General features: G+C 44.7%; 9 protein-coding genes and 1 pseudogene. 2 read left to right on the top strand and 8 right to left on the bottom strand.

The window, feature by feature from the left end; all coding sequences use genetic code 11:
* Window positions 1-50: 50 nt before the first annotated feature.
* The 3 genes from H1A11_RS16915 to H1A11_RS16905 form a co-directional block, all read right to left on the bottom strand.
* Window positions 51-2,933 carry a TIM-barrel domain-containing protein gene (locus H1A11_RS16915; RefSeq protein WP_131225703.1) on the bottom strand — a complete coding sequence of 961 codons (2,883 nt, stop codon included), beginning with the start codon at window positions 2,931-2,933 and terminating at the stop codon, window positions 51-53.
* A 138-nt stretch (window positions 2,934-3,071) separates the two neighbouring features.
* The gene (locus H1A11_RS16910; RefSeq protein WP_117599962.1) at window positions 3,072-7,130 is read right to left on the bottom strand and encodes a hybrid sensor histidine kinase/response regulator transcription factor; all 4,059 of its coding nucleotides are present in this window, start codon (window positions 7,128-7,130) and stop codon (window positions 3,072-3,074) included.
* 246 nt (window positions 7,131-7,376) lie between these two features.
* Window positions 7,377-9,104, bottom strand: coding sequence for a cellulase family glycosylhydrolase (locus H1A11_RS16905; RefSeq protein ID WP_174646463.1), 1,728 nt, complete (start codon window positions 9,102-9,104; stop codon window positions 7,377-7,379).
* A 201-nt stretch (window positions 9,105-9,305) separates the two neighbouring features.
* Here H1A11_RS16905 and H1A11_RS16900 point away from each other — a divergent pair.
* A pseudogene (locus tag H1A11_RS16900) lies at window positions 9,306-10,655 on the top strand (glycoside hydrolase family 43 protein).
* 134 nt (window positions 10,656-10,789) lie between these two features.
* On the opposite strand, the gene H1A11_RS16895 reads toward H1A11_RS16900, so the two are convergent.
* Genes H1A11_RS16895 through H1A11_RS16885 form a run of 3 tightly spaced genes read right to left on the bottom strand, consistent with a single transcriptional unit; the run spans window position 10,790 to window position 17,529 of the window.
* Window positions 10,790-12,592, bottom strand: a complete 1,803-nt coding sequence (locus H1A11_RS16895; RefSeq protein WP_181757483.1) for a hypothetical protein — start codon at window positions 12,590-12,592, stop codon at window positions 10,790-10,792.
* A gap of 32 nt (window positions 12,593-12,624) precedes the next feature.
* Window positions 12,625-14,307 carry a RagB/SusD family nutrient uptake outer membrane protein gene (locus H1A11_RS16890; protein WP_117599963.1) on the bottom strand — a complete coding sequence of 561 codons (1,683 nt, stop codon included), beginning with the start codon at window positions 14,305-14,307 and terminating at the stop codon, window positions 12,625-12,627.
* 45 nt (window positions 14,308-14,352) lie between these two features.
* Window positions 14,353-17,529 carry a TonB-dependent receptor gene (locus H1A11_RS16885; protein WP_117964255.1) on the bottom strand — a complete coding sequence of 1,059 codons (3,177 nt, stop codon included), beginning with the start codon at window positions 17,527-17,529 and terminating at the stop codon, window positions 14,353-14,355.
* A gap of 349 nt (window positions 17,530-17,878) precedes the next feature.
* Between H1A11_RS16885 and H1A11_RS16880 the strand changes: the two genes are divergently transcribed.
* The gene (locus H1A11_RS16880; protein ID WP_181757482.1) at window positions 17,879-18,838 is read left to right on the top strand and encodes a FimB/Mfa2 family fimbrial subunit; all 960 of its coding nucleotides are present in this window, start codon (window positions 17,879-17,881) and stop codon (window positions 18,836-18,838) included.
* Between the two features lie 107 nt (window positions 18,839-18,945).
* Here the strand turns inward: H1A11_RS16880 and H1A11_RS19785 are convergent, their stop codons facing one another.
* Both H1A11_RS19785 and H1A11_RS19285 read right to left on the bottom strand, forming a co-directional pair.
* Window positions 18,946-19,149, bottom strand: coding sequence for a hypothetical protein (locus H1A11_RS19785; protein ID WP_323802001.1), 204 nt, complete (start codon window positions 19,147-19,149; stop codon window positions 18,946-18,948).
* Between the two features lie 27 nt (window positions 19,150-19,176).
* Entirely contained in the window at window positions 19,177-19,584 is a 408-nt protein-coding gene (locus H1A11_RS19285; RefSeq protein ID WP_255461468.1) for a sensor histidine kinase KdpD, read from the bottom strand.
* Between the last annotated feature and the right edge of the window lies 1 nt (window position 19,585).

Below are 19,585 nucleotides of genomic sequence, written 5' to 3'. Positions count from 1 at the left end.
ACCGGCACCCGGAAGATTTCTCTCCCTGGCACCGTCGTCTATCATTCTGATTATAATTTTATAGTTTGCGCTTTTCCGGCATACTTCACTGTTGTGCCTTTCGCCTTTAAATCGAACGGTTGCGGCTGATCTTTGCTTACCTTCACTACATTGAAAGTACGTTCCTTCAGCATACCAGGGAAGTCACCCGTACGGTCACCGATAACCAGTGTACCTTCAGCATCGTTATAAGCAAAGGGTATAGTGGCATATTGTCCCTTCTCGTAATTATAGTTCACACCTTCATCTTCATAGAGTGTAAATGCACCGTCCTTACCCGTATAGACATAGAGTGTGATTTCCGAAGCCGGTTTTTCATCACTGTATTGCATATCCGGACCATAAGGTACAATGGCACCTTCGCAAACGTAGAGCGGAATACGTTCATAAGGAGCATCCACTGTCAGCTTCTGGCCACCGTCCACATACTTGCCGGAGTAGAAGTCATACCAACCGCAGCTTGCCGGGAAATAAACCTCGCGGTTGCGTGCACCGTATTCGTAAACCGGAGCCACCATCAGGGCAGAACCGAACATGAACTGGTCACCTATATTGTTGACGTTTGCATCAGCTGTGAAGTCCATTACGAGCGGACGCATGATGGTATAATCATTGAAATAAGTCATACCTGCCAAAGAATAGATATACGGCATCATGTTGTAACGCAACTTCGTATAATAAACGATGGAGTTGTAGCACGGATGTCCTGCCGGAGCGATATTCCAAACCTCACGGTACGGATACTGGCCGTGTGCACGGAACAACGGGCAGAAAGCGCCGAACTGATACCAACGGGTATTCAACTCTCTCCATTCCTTATAATCAGCATTTTCACGTCCAGTCTTGTTGAATTCCATCTGACCAGCCACATAACGGTTCTCTACACAGAATCCGCCGATGTCCATAGTCCAATAAGGGATACCGCTGACAGCAAAGTTCAGGCCGGCAGAGATTTGTGCTTTCATATCTTCCCAACGGGTAGCGATGTCACCACTCCAGGTGGCAGTAGAATAGCGTTGCAATCCTGCAAAGCCGGAACGTGTTAACAAGAAGACGCGTTTATCCGGTTCCACGCCGCGCTGTCCGTCATAGATAGCTTCGGCATTCATCAGCGCGTATGCATTGAAGAACTTGGCAGAGGGGCCGAGTGCTGTCGGACCGCAAAGGTCCTTGCGGTATTGCAAATCCGTACAGTCGCGTATGTTCGGTTCGCTGGCATCCATCCACCAGGCATCTATGCCGAGAGGATAGTAATGGTCTTGCATCTGCTTCCAGAAGAGCTTGCGTGCATCGGCATCGTATGCGTCATAGAAAGAGCCCAGATAGCCGGGACCTACCCAGTCTTTAATACTGTCTTTAATAGCCTGCTGGTATATCCAGCCTTTTTCGTCAAATTCCTTGAAGTGTTCGGTCGTAGCATAGAACTTGGGCCATACGGAAATCATCAAACGTCCATTCATGGCGTGGATGGAGTCGACCATTCCTTTCGGATCGGGGAAACGTTCGGGGTCGAACTCATGGCTTCCCCAAGAATCCTGCTTCCAGTGCAGCCAGTCGATTACGATATTGTCGATAGGAATCTGACGTTCACGGAATTCCTTCAAGGTGGAGAGAACCTCCTCACGCGTATTGTACTTCTCACGGCTCTGCCAGTAACCCATCGCCCATTTCGGCATAATCTGGGATTTACCTGTCAATGTACGGTAGCCGCTAATCACATCGTCCATATCATCACCATAAACGAAATAGTAGTCTATTTCATTCTGCATTTCACCCCACCAGGAGAGTTTGTTCTGTTCTTCATCAGCCACCGGACTCAATGCCCGCAGACCGCAGTAAGAAATTCCGGCGTCAGGCTTCCATTCTATCTTCAACGGAACGCGCTTGCCCGCTTCCAGATTGACAGCAAACTTATAGCTATTAGGATTCCAAGCCGTACGCCAACGTTCGGGAACCACCAACTCATTATCAATATATACTTTCATGTAGCCTGCATAGTAAAGGATGAAGCGGAACAAGCCGCTTTCTGCCGGTTCTATTTCTCCCTCATAAACTACGTCGGACCCTCCGAACGGGAACTCCTCAGGCAAATTAATCACCTTACTCAGATGTGCGGCACGGTCCAGATGTTCAAAATAAAGAGAATCCTCACGACGTACAAGGGTTTCCACGTCTTTCTTGCCCGGAATATATGTACCGGTCAAAGCACCTTCCTTGCCCTCTTTATCATAAAGTTTGAAGACATCACCCAGCTGTGAGTAATCGCGCGGGTCACCGAAACGGCAGAGCGAATAGCTGTCCCAAAGCACACCGTAGTTCTTATTAGACACAATGAAGGGTACAGACACCTTTGTATTATACTGGAACAGTTCCTCATTCTTACCTTTATAGTTGAACTCATCCGCCTGGTGCTGGCCCAAGCCATAGAAAGCCTCATCATTGCCTGCCGACTGGAATACTTGACGTACTGTATATCCTTTCGTACCTTCCACTTCCACCGGAGTAAAGGTCCGCCCGTCAGAGTCTTCAGCCAGAATCTGCTTGCCGTCAGCATCCGTGAAGCGTACCTCACCCGTTGTCTTGGACACAATGGCACATAATTCCGATGTCTTGACAGTCACTTCATCACCCTGCTCTTCGACCTTAAAGTCGGTCTTATTCTGTTGAGGGATCACAATGAGACTCTGCTCCTTTGAAAATTCCTTCTCAGGAGTAGCCGATACATGAATGAGCTTCTCGCCCATTACTTCTAATCTTACTTTACGCACATCCGTCGGTTGCTGCTGCTTGACTTCCACAACAACACCGTTCTCGGTCTTTTGGAATCCGCCTCCGGAACATGCGGCGAGCATCCATCCGGCAAGCAAATAAACTGAAGTGTTTTTCAATTTCATATTACTGTTTTTAAAGTGAATTTTCTCCGATGTAAAAATAGAAAGTTTCCTTCAAAAACGGGTCCCCCCGATGTTGAAACACAAGGGCGCTTTTGATTACCCTAAAAGACAATATGTTTCCGTAAGGGGTATCTTTTGTTATTTACCCTCTCTTTCCTGATAAACAGAGGGCAAAACACCGAATTCATCCTTGAAATATTTGCTGAAATACTTGGGGTTGTTAAAGCCCAACTGATACGCTATCTCCGATACATTTTGCTGACTCTCGCGCAGCATCTGCGCCGCTCTTTTCAGACGGATGACACGGATAAATTCAATGGGTGTCTTACCGGTTATCTGCAAGAGTTTCTTGTAAAGATGTACCCGGCTCATACCCAACTCATGGCTCAGCTCCTCTACGGACAAATCACTACGTGCAATATTCGCTTCCACATATTTGATAGCATTTTCCACCAGCTTTTCATCCAACGAAGTAATGGCTATTTCACTTGGTTCGGGGTCAATCTTTGTACGCAGCCTATTCTTACCGCTAAGGTCTATCAGCTTTCGCATACGCAATATCAGCACTTCCATATTAAACGGCTTCGTCACATAATCATCCGCACCGATAGTCAAGCCCTCTACTTTATTCTCTACCGACTGTTTGGCAGTCAGCAACACAAAAGGTATATTCTCCGTATGCTTGTCCGTCTTTACCCTGCGGCAAAGTTCGTTGCCATCCATTACGGGCATCATCAAGTCACTGACAATAAGGTCGGGCTTCAGCTCCGGGATGACATTCCATGCTTCTTGTCCGTTGGCAGCTACTTGAATGGAGAAATAAAGACTCAAGCTGTCTTTCATGAAGGCAACAAAATCTTCGTTATCATCCACAATAAGCACCAAGGGCTTCTTCTTTTCTCCGGCCGATTCTTCCTTTTCCCGATTTGTCCCCCCAATCACTTCCAGCGCAACCGCATCTTCTTCGGCCGCTTCTTCCGACAAAGGCGTAGCAACATTCACCACCGAATGCTTGATAGGAATATCCACTACAAATACGCTGCCCGAACCCACATTGTCGAACACACGCACAGCACCACCATGGAGCGTCACAAAGTCACGCACCAAGCTTAGCCCGATACCGCTCCCGGTGGAATGATTATCCTCCCCTTCGTGCTCCGCTTGATAGAACCGTTCGAATATCCTTTCCTTGTCTTCATCCTTGACTCCTATCCCCGTATCGGATACTTTGATTTCCAGAGTTTCCGGAGAGCCCTTCAGCACTTCCAACGAAACATCCACCCTCCCGCCATTAGGAGTAAACTTAAAGGCATTGGACAGAAGGTTCATCACAATCTTGCCCACCTTGTCTTCGTCAAAGGACATATTCAGCCATTCCACCGCCGAAAAGAAAGTAAGGTGCACATGTTTTTTTTCCGAAAGCATCAGAAAAGAGCTACAGATATTACGTACATACGCCACAATGTCTCCTTCGGAAAGAGTAAGGTGCAAACCCGCCATCTCATTCTTACGGAAATCAAGCAGCTGGTTCACCAAATTCAGCAGACGCAATGCATTGCGGTGAATCATACCCAGTTTGTCTTGCCATTTTTCATCTGCCGTCTCCTTCATCATACTCTCCAACGGCGAGATAATCAGCGTCAACGGAGTGCGCAATTCATGGCTGACATTCGTGAAGAAACGGAATTTCATCTGGTTAACTTCCTCGTTCTTTTTGGCATCCCGCTCCATCTGGCGTATCTTGAATTTGTTACGCTCCCTACGCTGCACCGTATAGAAAGCCAGAAACAAACTACCGAGCAATAACAGCACATAACAAGTGTATGCCCATGGAGTCATCCAAAAAGGCGGAAGAATCACTATCTTCAAGCAAGCCTCTTCAGTACCTGCATATCCGTCGCTATTCGTAGCCTTTACTTTCAGCTCATACGTACCGGGAGCCAGATTCGTATAGGTCACACGGTGCATATCGGACATGCTCGTCAACCAGTCCTCATTGAATCCCTCCAACTTATAAAGATACCTCGTCTTTTCCGGTAACACATAATTGTCCGAAGCGAAAAACACCGTAAATACGTTCTGCTTATAAGTCAGCACCACTTCCTTCGTTTCATTCAGCGCCTCCTTCAATATCACATGGCCTGCATACTCTTCGTTCACCTTTACATCCTCATTGAACAGTTGAAATCCGGTAAACATTACTTTAGGTAGTGTACGGTTGTACTTTATGTTATCAGGTCTGAAACGGTTCAGTCCATACAGTCCTCCTACTACGATTTCACCCGTATGCAGGCGTTTAAGAGAACGCTGATTAAAATCACAAGTCTGCAACCCGTCCTTATCGTTATAAGTATAACAACGAAAAGAAATCTGTCCCGTCTTATTGTCCGACAGCAGAACCACATTTATCAGCTCCCCTCCCGTACTGACCCACATTCCTTTATTATCATCTTCCGTGATACCTAATATCAGTAGTTTCGAGAAATCGGATTTTATGGGGACTTCATGTATTTCATCCCGTTGCGGATCGTATACATTAAGTCCCTCGCGTGTAGCCAGCCAAAGCAGTCCTCTACTGTCTTCATACACCTGATTGATGACCAAATTTGAGAGAGTGGTCTTACCGGACTTTGTACCGGTAAAGTTCGCAATTTTCCTGGTGGACAAATCCATGACAGCTATGCCTGCTGCAGTTCCAATATATAATGTATTGTTGCGCCCTACACAAAGGGATGAGATATAATCCGACACCAGATTGGAATTCCCAGTAGAATAGGTTGTAAAAATTCCCGTTTTAGGGTCCAGGCATTGCAATCCCTGCCCCAAAGTCCCCACCCAGATATTCCGGTCAGCGTCTTCGGCCAGTGCCCATACATTGTCATAAGCCAGTGAGTTCTTGTCATCCTTGTTGGCACGGTAATGGATAAAGCGATTACCGTCATAACAATTCAGTCCGCCCCAAAAAGTTCCTGCCCACAACCGGCCGTCACGACCCTGAAGAAGACAGACAATCACATCGCTTGAAATGGAACGGGGATCTGCCGTATGCGAAAAGGTTTTCCGTTCATCCGTCACCATATTCCAGCGCACCAGTCCACGGTCATTGGTCCCCAACCACACAATATCCCCTTGTCCGTCCTCCACACAATTAATGTCACCCAAATCGACAATGCCAAACTTGAAGCTACTTTCATTGTAAAATGAAACACCTTTCTTATAAGTGCCCACCCACATGGTACCAACATTATCTTCATAGAGAACAGTCACCGTATTGTTGGAAATCGTACGCTCATTATTAGGGTCATTCATCAATCGCACGCTCTCTCCATCCAGACCTATCACTTCAATTCCATCCTGGTCTCTACCAATCCAAATGTTTCCATACTTATCCTGCGAAATGGCCCGTACCATGTTAGAGCGATCGCTCCTGACAGAACGCACCTCCCAGCTTTTCTTCGGCAGATGGTAAACCCACATTCCTTCAACGCTATACATCCAGACACGTTCATGACTGTCAACGAACAAAGTGAAAGTTTCTGATTGATTTTTCCCCCATTGACTGGCAATACCGTCGAAAGTCCATTTTACATTCAACTTCTCCCTATCCAGACAAGCCAGAACTCCATTGCCGAAAGCCAACAAGATTCCCTCACTACATTCCGTCATGTCTGTTATGTTCATCTCTGTCAACAAGGTATCAGTACCAGCCACCATCACCGCATTCTCTTGTCCCGGCTTATAACAGTAAATACCTTTACCCGCCACATAAATCCAGAAAATCTTTTCGCTATCAATATACACAGTGGAAGGATTCCCACTTATCCCAATATGCCACATCCAGCCCTCCACATTGCGGTCGAAAATATCGGATACAGAGTTATAAATGGCATATCCCGCTCCTGTACGTACCCACAAATTTCCAGTAGCATCTTCCTGAATGTCCTCAATATAACTATCCGGCAGCGAATTGCCGTCATCCTTCAGGCTGCGGTATATCCTGGTATCATAGCCGTCATAACGGTTCAGCCCGGAAGCTGTGCCAAACCACATGAATCCATGTGAATCTTTATAAATGGCATTAACCTGGTTATTGGAAAGCCCGTCTTTTACTTCCAAATGTTTAAACATGTAGTTGTGCGAAGCGGCAGTGAAGCAAGCTACCCAAACCCATAAGACAAGTAATAGCAATCTTTTCATTCTATCGGAGATAAGGAACACATATTTTATTGCAAATGAAGCAAAAAGCCGATAAAAAAACAAGAAAAGCCCGTCTTTTTTTATCATTTTATCCCCCTCATTTGTTTCATGGGCAGAAAAAAGAAGGAGAAGTACATTCCTCACGGACAGACTTCTCCATAACCAATCAAAAAAAAACTATATTAACAATTTTGTAACCTAATAAAAACTATCTATATGAAACTTAGAAAACTGTTCTATATTCTATCAAAATGGATACTTACCCTCTTTAGCACCTCTCATAATGCCATCATAGGTATATTTATCACCTATCGTTCCATCAGCACGCTTAATCATAGCGAACGTACCACCATCCCAAAAAAACGGAACCATACCATGATTTTTCGCTTCACGAGTTACTACCTCATTAAATTGTTCGCGAGATTTATTATGAGCCTCTTGATTTTCTCCAAGTCCAGTACGCACCATTGCACCATACTCGCCAAGGATAACGGGAATTCCTTTGTCCACAAACTGAGATTTCATTTTAGCAAATAATCCACTCATCTCAGTCATATCACCAAAAGTAGCATTACGGTTGGAACCTTCGACTTTATAGTCTCCCCAAAAGTAGGCCATCCTCCCCCAATCTTCATCCTTCTCCAAACCACAGAATGTCCAAGGGGTATAGTAATGTACCTCGACCATTAGACGGTCCTTCACCACATCAGTAGGCATGTCGCCAAAGAGATTGTCGGTCTTGCCGATATCTGTAGACGGTCCTTGTACAATAAGATTGCGCACAGCATTGTTACCTCCCGTAGCACGCACAGCATCAATAAAAGTCTGCTCATAAGATTTCAATACAGCCATTTGGGCAGTATTTTCCACATTGGGTTCGTTACATCCGGCAAAAAGCAAATGCTCATCATAAACATTTAATTTATTCGCTATCTGAGTCCATAAAGCTTTTTGCTTCTTGTTATTAGCTTCCTGCTTGTCGGCAGTACAATTGTTTTCAAGCCAACCGCCATCCCAGTGGATATTTACAATGGCATACATATCATTGGATACACAATAGCCTACCACTTCATAAACACGGTTCAGCCATTCATCTTTTACCTTGTATGTCCCTCCGTCTTCTATATACTGATCCCAGGAACAAGGTATGCGTACCGCATTGAAACCAAGCTCTTTCACACTCTTGATAAGTTCCGCCGTAACCTTCGGGTTTCCCCATGCAGTTTCACCTCCAATAGCTTCCAGCGTATTTCCGAGATTCCAGCCTGCATACATCTTTGCCGCCAATGTCATTGCATCACTTTCCATACCCTCATCAGGCAGTTGACCGGCCATTTGACTGACAACAACCGTCTCTGTCAAAGTTCCTAAAGTCAAAGTGATAAGTCCCGAACGAGCAGTTCCATAATTAACTGAAACGATAAAACTCTTAACAGCTTCTGACATTGCAGCACGTGTACTGACCTCTTTTATCCAATCACTATCGACCGCCACTTGTACATCACCGTTTGTTATCAGTGTCACAATATAATTGCCTCCTTCAGCCGGTACCTTTTCCGGGAAAGTAGTCGACTCAACTACCAGTCCATCCGCAGCCGTCTGTTTCACAATAAAATGGCCAACCTCACTATCTCCGGACTTCACCATCACATTTGCTTCCCGGTCACTTGGTTCCGTATTGGCTTCAGTTGTAACCGCATATTTAAGGATAGTGCTCGATGTGGAGTTCTCGGCAGTGACTTTACACCAATCCGGCGCACTGCTGGTTACTTCCAGCGCAACATTCGATTTGATGTTCAATGTACTTGTTCCTCCGACCTTGGAGAAAGTCATTCCATTCATCAGAATTTTTTCAGGAATAGTAATTTCCGGAGTCACTGTTTCGTCATCACTGGAGCACGCACTCACAAAAGAAGAGAGGAAAAGTGCCAATAGCACCAAGCTAATCTGGAATCTTTTAATAATATTCTTCATGTTGTTTTTAGGTATTAAATAATGGTTAAAAGTAATAGCAAAAGTAGCGGAAAAAGTGAGAAATAGCCAAACAGCATGTTATGCCAAACAGTATGATTTGTTACCGAATAGGGTCAGAAAGTAATCAATAGCTGACATCAGGCTTAGCCTGTTTGTCCATCCTGGAATTCACAAGACAAGCAGGGATATCAAAATCCGGTTATTCCGGGCTACCATCCCGACTCAAGCGTTTGCCGCGTAGGCGATGACTTCTACTTGGTCAACAGTAGGGAGGTATCTATGCGCCAACCATCCGCTACAACAACGGAACATTCTACATGATTACCACCAATGTATCGGACAAAGGCAACTTCATCGTCCATACCACCGCCCCGCTTGGTGAATGGTCTGATCCTATCTGGCTGAAACAAGGTGGCATTGACCCCTCCCTCTATTTCGAAGACGGTAAATGTTATCTGGTCAACAACCCCGACATAGGTATCTTTCTATGCGAAATCAACCCGATGACCGGCGAACAGCTCAGTAAATCCAAGCACATCTGGAACGGTACGGGAGGACGCCGTCCGGAGGGTCCGCATATCTATAAGAAAGACGGCTGGTACTATCTGCTGATTTCTGAAGGCGGTACGGAATATGGACATAAGGTGACGATTGCCCGCAGCCGCACGATAGACGGCCCATACGAAAGCACCCCCACCAACCCGATTCTGACACACATTAACAAAAACGCCCAGAACAGCCCCATTCAAGGCACCGGGCATGCTGACCTTGTTCAGGCTCCCGACGGAAGCTGGTGGATGGTCTACTTGGCATTCCGCCCGCAAACGGGTTCCCACCATCTATTAGGACGCGAAACCTTCCTCGCTCCCGTGCGCTGGGCCACCAACGCCTGGCCTGAAGTGAATGGAGACGGGACCATTGCCCTGCAAATGGATGTTCCCACCCTGCCGCAACAAACGTTTGCAGAAAAACCTACCCGCACAGAATTCAAAGATGGTAAATTAGGAGCCGAATGGGTGCACATCCGGAACACTACACTTTCTCATCCGGCAAGTTACGGCTGAAAGCGACTCCCGTCAATTTGGATAACAGCAAGGAAGCCCCATCTTCGTCGGCCGCCGACAAGAACATATCGATTTTACCGCTACTACTTCCATGCGGCTACAGAAAGCCTCTGCAGGAGATGAAACCGGATTGACGGTCTATATGTTTAAACCTGCACACTATGACCTTTTCGTCAAACAGCAGGAAGACGGGAAACAAGCTGTAGTATTACGCTACCGTCTCGGAGCAATGACCCATATAGAAAAGGAGGTGATTTTGCCTCAAGGTAAAGTGCAACTCCGTGTAAAAGGCGACAAAGACATATATTCCTTTGAATATGCTACGGACGGAAAGAATTTCAAGGAGATGGGACGCATGAATGCCTGCTATATCAGTACCGAAACCCCAGGTGACTTTACGGGAATCACGCTGGGCCTATATGCAGCTTCCGGCTCGACTGGATCAGAGGCGTACGCAGATTTTGAATATTTCGACTACGAGAAATAAGCATATACCCGTTTTTCAGAAATTGAACTGATCAATAATCCTCCATTTAAAAGGAAAGGCTACCCTTCACGGGTAGCCTTTCCTTTTATACCTATTACAACAGACGCCACGAAAGCATCGTCCACCATAGGAGATTACAAAATCTCCAAGTTATCTATTGTTATCTTTACAGCATCCGGTTCGGCAATATCACTGAAGATATCAAAGATATCAATCACAAATACGATTGCACCATTAATGGCTGCTTCCGGCTTATAAGTAATAGTATAAGTACCATCTCCTTTAATTTTAACATCGGACTCACCACTGTAAGAAGGCCACCATCCAGGAGCAGTGTACATCAACCCTGCATTATACTCTTTTGTCAGTGCATCTCCACTCAATCCGCTGATACTGAAAGTCAGCTTCATAGAATAATCAAACGTCAGAGCAGAAAGGTCTACCGGACTATCATTTTTAGTACTACCAAAATCATTGTAGATTTCAATACGGAAGTTATTCTTCTCTCCTTCGAGATGTCCGAACACCAGCTTACTGTTATCTACTACCACCGCCTTGGGTTCGGGAGTAGAAGAGCCTCCTGCTGCATTGGGAATAAAATGATAGGCAACATATTCCTCCTTATCACCATTACGTACTCCCAACCACATACTTGTCACATTTCCTGCCATAGTCTCCAGGCGAAGAATACGGAGCTGGTTATCAGAATTGGCAAAGAACATGATGTCTCCACCACCGATATGATAAGAAGGCACACCGCTCTCAAAAGAATAAATACCTTTTTCATCCAGTGTATATGTACCACTTACAGTTGTTCCGTCGGGCATGGAGAATTCATAGGTCATAGCCTTTGAATCCATAGTCAGAGAGAGTTTATCAAGGTCTGCTACTGGAGTTGCCCAGTCAGGATAATTGCCTGCTGTAAAGTTATTCATCAAACTACCATCCAGATTTGCCCAGTCAAAAGGAACATCAGCAGACATATTCCACTGAATAGTGGTACTTACTGTTTGAGATACAGCATCTTTCCATCCGTCGGGCAATGTGGGCTCCGGATCAGGCTGATCCTCGGGTACATAGTTGTCAGCAAACTCTTTAGAGACAAAGTTCCATATCAACCACCAAGCACCCTCACTATTATCACGCATGACAGCCACACGCAGATGGTTTTCATCCAGTTCCAGTATCTTCAGGTCTTTTCTCCAGTTTGTACTTCTATCAGTCCAGCCAGGAGTGTGTAGTAAATCACAATCTGTGAAAGTGATGGTATGGTTCTCTGTGTTCAGCATAAAGGTTCCTTTACTGTCCGTAGTACCTGAAACCGACTCGGAATGTACATTTACATTAGCTCCACCTTTCAAGTCAAAGGTCATTGTACTTGCCCAAATAGCATCATCACCAGTATGTCCCTTGCCCGGATCCCAGTTAGCTTCCCAATTATTCCATTCAGTAGTTTTTGAAGGGTCAGCATAAGTCATCTCACCTGCCGCATAGCCATAGGAACCATCGTCAAATATCCAAACTTTCTCACTGTCTACACCTCCGGTAAGGAATGACCACAATTCATCGTTTACAAAGTCCGCACAAAAAGTACTGATATCAAAAGTTGTAGGTTCACCGTAAATAACACCACCCCGTGTCTCTACACCAAATTTCACAGTATAAGTACCTTCAAAAGGCATCTTTAGTGTCACTTTCTGTTCTTGGCTGCGTCCTTGGGGATGCTCCCACAAAGCAGTGTAATTGGCACCTAACTTACTTTCCAAATAAACAATGTTCGGATTCTTCGAGTCATGAGTAATCGTATAGGCAATACCCTCCACAAGATCATCAGATGTCACTCCTTTGTCACCCAGATCATATTCATCGGGGGAACAAGCGCTGAATATTAGCATCACACTTGCTATAAGCGAATAGATATAATAGTTTAATTTCATACCTTAGATTTTTTTATTTGTTATACATCCATTTACCAACCGGCATTCTGTTTCAGCACACCGTTTGAAAGGTTTATCTGGTTATAAGGTATTTGGCACAAACCTCTTGTTGATACAACCTTACTACTCTGTATAGTCACTACGTCTTCCACGCCACCACTGAGCACAGTACGAGTTTCGGCAATTTCAGAAGCAGCAACTTCCACACCCTGACGAAGCAGATCCCAGTAACGCAACCCTTCAAAAGCAAACTCGTACATGCGTTCTTTCAGGATGTTCTCCTTTGTTGCTGTCACGCGCTTGCTGGTATCACCACCAAAAGCGCGATCACGCACTGCATCCAAATAACTCTGGGCATTAGGACTACCGAGCTCTGCAGCCATCAGTAATACATCCGAATAACGAACTACAATGAAATCCTGATATGGACTAAGTTGATACTCGCCTGCACCTATGTCCTTTCCCATTACTTCATTTATTTCACTCCAAGTACCATCTTCAGCTTGTTGCCAAATAGCAAGTGGCGAATACTTTTTGATAGCATAACCCGTATACTCACGTTGGTCATTATAGAGCAACGAGAAATTATCGTGATCTACAAGGCCCTCAGCCTCGCAGTCAATAATGGACGCCGTACTGCGAGTGTCACCAGATTGAAAACTATTCACCAATTTCGGATTGACTGTACAGCCTCCCCAGCCTTGTCCATAAGGCACCGCAATCAAATTACGGAGTGCAATCATCACCTGCCAAGCATTACCATCAGCATTACCATTATAGTCTGATGTATAGTTGAATTTTTGAGCCAGTACTGTCTCTACATTGCCACGCCCTGCATACGTATTTGTCTTGGTATGGCTACCATCATTATTAGTTGTCCAAGTCACGGAAGCAGCAGGCCAAAGATTCTTGAACTCATCTATCAAACCAAATTCCCCGGAAGCAATCACATCTTCCACTCCTGCTAAAGCTTCAGCTCTAGTAAGCCCAGCAGGTTCTTTACCATAATAACCGGAATAGAACAGATAAACACGTGCCAGAAGAGCCTCAGCAGCATACTTCGTAATATGTCCGTCGTTAGATGCAGCTTGTGCTTTCGGATAGGCATTGGCCGGAATATTCTCGGCAGCATATTTCAAATCACTGATAATGAGCTGGTAAACATCATCCGGATTTGCTTGCGAAATATTATCAGTAGTAGGAATATCCAACAAAGGGATATTTTCCCATAGACGAACCATATCAAAATAACAAAGTGCACGGATAGCACGTGCCTCTCCTATATAAGTGCCTCTTGTTGCTTCACTCGTCCAGTTAATGTCATCTGCACGGGAAATCAACTCGTTACAACGATAAACAGCGGCATAATAATTTTTCCAATCTGTTTCGTATATGTTCAAATCAGATGTAGACTGTGCCTGATCAAAACGATCGATTACTTGATAATTACGTCCATCAGCAACACCGGTAGCACCAAAACACTCATCCGACATCATCTCTGAAGCCAGATAAAAACCTACTCCCTTATTAGATGTAGTACATTGCCATCCGTCATAGCAGCCTACCAAAGCGCGATAAGCGTCACTTTCTGTCTTGTAATAGTTTCCGGTGGAAGATTCCGTCTTCGATTCCACATCCAAGAAGCTGTTTGTGCAGGATGCCAGCCCAAAGCCGAACAATGCCAAAGCCAGTATATTTAATTTGAATTTCATCATTTCTTTCTTGTTTTTGGGTTTATGAGTCATAAGAACTCTTTTCTATTAAAACTTAAGATTAACGCCGAAAAGCACAGTACGCGGACGAGGATAATAACCGTAGTCAATACCCGATACCCAACTCTTTTTATTGCTGTCTTCCGGACCAAAACCTATTTCAGGATCCATACCATCATATTTGGTGAAAGTAAGTGCATTCTGTACTTGTATATAGGCACGACACTGCGAAATAGCTTTGCCCTTCCAAAGACGGGAGAAATCATAACCCAGCGTAATGGCACTAATACGCAGGAAGTCACCATCCTGAATATAAAGGTCAGAGAATTGCCAGTTGACGTTAGTATCAGTCACACGCGGTATACGGTTACTTGTACCTTCTCCGGTCCAACGGTTGAGGATAGCAGTTGTATAATTTGATTTCTTATTAGTGTGGTTACGATAGCTCTGCACAATCTTATTACCTACAGAACCATTAGCATTCAGCGAGAAGTCAAAACCTTTATAGTCGAAGCCCAAATTGAAACCATAAGTAAAGTCCGGCATACCATTACCTAAGTCCACCTTGTCGTTGTCATCGATAATTCCGTTATGGTCTACATCTACAAACTTCACATCACCCGGCTTCACATCACTTTGCAACACACCGTTCTTGGCAGCAATCCAGTCGTCAATCTCTTGCTGGTTCTGGAAGATACCGGCAGTTTTATACCCCCAAAAGTAACCGATGGCATGGCCGTTGGAAGCGCGATAGAACTCAGGAGAGTTGTCATACAGCTGGTTTGTATTACCATGAATAATGCCATCTTCAGTAGGAATATTTCCTACCTTATTTTTATTGTAAGTACCATTGACACCAATGTTGTAGTGGAAATCCTTACCTATTTCATCATTCCAAGTCAGCGCCAGTTCAATACCGGTATTCTTTACATCACCACCGTTGATGTAAGGAGCACCTGTACCGGCAGTGGCAAGGATAGGAGCCTGTACCAGCCAATCTTTGGTTGTCTTTATATAAAAATCTGCATTCATACCCAAGCATCCATTGAGGAAACGGGCATCGATACCAATATTATATTGCTCGGAAGTTTCCCATTTCACATTCTCGTTGGCTAGACGGCTAGGATAAGCACCCCAGACATGATTGGCAGAGCCAAGGCCCGTACCAAACAAGTAATTGGTAGTAGAGCTCTTGATAGGAGCTGTATATTGGTAGTTATCAATATTCTGATTACCTACTTGTCCCCAGCTGACACGGAGTTTCAGGAAGTCGAGCCACTCGCGGGTACTTTCCATAAATGCCTCGTTCGTCAGTGTCCAACCTGCCGATACAGAAGGGAAGTAGCCAAAGCGATGACCACTGGCAAATTTGGAAGAACCATCGGCACGCACAGTAGCATTAATCATATAAGTCTCTTTCCAATTCCATCCCAAACGGGCAAAGTAGGAAACGGTACGTGTTTCATCATTCGGTTTACCATCTGCACCCAATCCCTGCTCGGGAGTAGTGGCTGACCCGTTGCTGACAAAAGCGTGGTCCCAATCATCAAATCCTTCTTTCAGGATACCATTTCTCGCCCCTACATAAGTGCCTTCATAGCGGCTGGATTCCATACCAATCAAGGCATTGAAGGAATGTTCACCCAAGGTCCAATCATACTGTGCAGTATTTGTCCAAACCATCGTCAAACCATGAGTCATGTTCTGGTTTACTTTTGTATTCTCCGTATTCTTAGTATAGATGTCAAACTGATAAAGGGGAGTATAACTGCGATACTCACTGGAACCATAAGTAGCACCGAATACAGTACGTATCTTCAAATTCTTAATCGGAGTCAACTCCGCATATACATTACCGGCGAAAGTGGCAGCCTTGTTCTCATTATTAGTGTTGGTCATCATGGAACCATAAGGGTTACCATCAGAATTGTGCCAATCGCTACTACTAGTGTCATTGTAAGGACTATCATACAGATTATTATCACTATATATAGGACTCAGCGGGGAAGTGGCAAATGCGCTGCGCAACGTATTGTTATACAAGTCACCTACATTTGTACCATTATTTTTCTTATATACGAAACTCACTTGTTCACCCACCTTCAAAAGGTTTTTGATGACCTGGTGGTCGGAGTTGATACGGAAGTTATAACGTTCGTAATTGGATACGTCAGCACCACCAACAATACCTTCTTGCTGCATATAACCTAAAGAAAGTGCATACGTAGAAGTGGCAGTTCCCCCTGTCACACCTAATGTATAACTTTGCGTCTTGGCATCATCCTTGAGCATAGCATCAATCCAATCCGTGTCATATATGTTACCATTAGCATCGCGAATTGACTTGAAGCTGTTCCAATCATAAGCGGCATTGCCACTATTCAATGCTTGTTCATCCATGATGGCCATATACTGTTCCGCATTCAGCATATTTGCTTTACGTGCCACATTCTGAATACCATAATAAGCATCCAATGAAACTACAGCCTTACCTTCCTTACCCGATTTTGTAGTAATCAACACTACACCATTGGCCGCCTGCGCACCATAAATAGCTGCAGAGGCAGCATCTTTCAGGATGTCAATACTCTCGATATCGGCAGGATTTAGCGTGGAGATATCGCCACCTACACCATCAATCAAATAAAGAGGAGAAGAATTACCTACAGTTCCCAAACCACGAATGGTCACCTTCATATCAGCACCTGGTTGTCCTGAAGTTGAAGTGATATTCACACCCGGAGTTTGTCCCTGCATAGCCTGCAACGGGTTGTTTGTATTTAGTTTGGCGATGTTATCACCTTTTACCTGAACCGTAGCACCAGTTACCAGTTTCTTCTTTTGGACACCATAACCTACTACTACTACTTCATCTAGCATTTCCGTATCTTCTTTCAGAACCACGTTGATAACGGATGAAGCACCAACCTGAATTTCCTGGGTTTGATAACCGATATACGAAAAAATCAGCGTCTGCCCTTGTTCTGCATTCACAGAGAATTTACCGTCAATATCGGTAATACCACCTGTAGCAGTTTCTTTCACCTGCACACTGACACCGATCAACGGTTCATTGTCCGTAGCCGATGTCACAACTCCTGTAACAGCCTTGTTTTGAGAAGGATTAGCCTGAAGGCTACTGATTGCAGGTACCAATAGCAACAGTACCCATGCAATGCGGCACAAATGCAAATTTATGCACTTTTCCAAGAATGTTTTTCTCATTGTACATTGTTTAATAGTTAATATCAAAGATTTTATAACGCTCTTTGTCAATGCAAAGAACCTGGACACAAAAGTATGGAGGAACAAGGAAAGAGTGTCGAGAAATTGTTACGAGAAGTATATGATTTCGTTAATCAAGGCTTCTAAAATGTTACTAAAAAAGGTATAATTTGTTTTCCATCCCTTCTCTAAACCTTTTAAAGAGGGGGGAGATTCTTCCCATCCCCCTCAATGCTGGAATTGATTTTCATCTCACTTTTCCATCCCCAATATACTTTCTCCGGAATACAAAGAACCATTTCTTTCTAAAAACGTTCTCAGGAAAGTACAACCTAAAACTTAACAGATAATGAAAAAATTAGTAGTATTTGCAGTACTTGCCGCAATCGTGGCAAGCTGCACCAATGACAATCCGCCCCAGATAGAAAAAAGCAGTGAGTTGGTATCACCACGACTCTTGATGGACGTGTCTACAGAAAGCGGACAAAGCCCGCTGACCGGCATACTGACCATCATGCCCTGTAAGGCGGGCACCTCTATTTATTATGGGAACTATGTAAACCGAAAGCTGACACCTTTTTACGGTTACTACCAAGTTAAAGACGGAACTTTCTATAACGATGGCGTCAATCGGGAATTATCCTTACCCGCAGGTCCCTATAACATGATTTACTGGGGAACCCCTAAATACGAGGAGCCGATTTATGCACATCCTCTTATGAGGGACCCGGCCTACATCTTAGGCGAAGACATGTCCCAGCAACACTTTTCCTTATTCAAAATGGAAGCGGACACAACCTATTATCCGGTATTCGACTTGGTACATACCGTCCAACCTGCCAACATCGGAAGTGAAAACCTGAAAGCATCCCTTAAACGGGTAGTGACCGGACTGAAGGTAATCATCAAGGACAAGAAGAACGGCATCCTCAGTTCGAGCATCGACAGCATGGTGGTGCGTATCACTAATATTGCCGGAGAACTAAATTTCTACACCGCCGTTCCTCAGGGAAGCCCGCGCACAGTAGCCTTCCCTCTAGTCCGTTCCATCGACGGTACGCAAATGAGCAATGCCACCGTCATGCTTTTCCCTTCTTTCGGGAAATCAGAATTCCAGATGAGCATCATACTGAAAAACGGAAACGTAAAAAGTTTCAAACAAACATTGAACGAACCTTTGAAAGCAAACTCCAAACTGACTCTGACCCTTACTCTGGGAGACATCTTTTCCGAAGAATCATCCGGAGAATTCACCATTGACAACTGGAACGAGGAAAGCCAGACAATCGATGTCCCTTCATTGGATTGAGCTTACCGCATCAAGGAAAGATAGAACGGTGTGCGTCCATCTTATAAAAAGGCAACGTGAACCAGAAAGTGGAGCCCGTGCCTAACTGCGTCCCCCTATCTCCTCTTTCAGTTCCCTCGCAATGTTTTGCGAAATGGCCACTCCCAGTCCGATACCCTGCTTAAAGGAAGCCAGTTTACAAAGCGATTAAAAATCCCCTGCGCATTATAAGATGATATACCCGTCCCGGTATCGGTAACATAAAAAAGGATATACCCATTTTCGGGCATCCCGTAAGCAACAGTAATGCTACCGGCAGCAGTAAACTTCAACGCATTGCTGATGAAGTCATTAAATACCTACATAATTCTGCGCAGGTTGGTATACAGCAGCAAACCGGGCAATAGCGTAACCGTGGCCATACGCACGTCTTTATTGGTCAGCCTAATACTTGTAGCCTGCTCTATCTCGAACACCATTTTATCGATATCCACATTGGCATAGACATATTCCAATGTGCTGGCTTCTATCTTCGACAAATCCAGAATGTCATTGATGAGCTGCAACAGCAGTTCATTATTCCGTTCTATAATATTGAGATACTCCACCCGTTCTTCCTCGGACACTTCCGTGGCCAGAATACTCAAAAAACCGACTATTGCATTAAACGGAGTACGGATCTCATGACTTATATTGGCTAGGAAAGTCGATTTTATCTGGTTGGATTCCTCAGCCTCCTCTTCGGCCAGACGCAGCTTGCACTCCATG

Origin of the sequence: Bacteroides sp. CACC 737, from assembly GCF_013874375.1 — a bacterium.
Taxonomy (GTDB): domain Bacteria; phylum Bacteroidota; class Bacteroidia; order Bacteroidales; family Bacteroidaceae; genus Bacteroides; species Bacteroides uniformis.
Note: the sequence above shows the minus strand (reverse complement) of the source record. Positions and strands in the feature narration are given on the sequence as shown.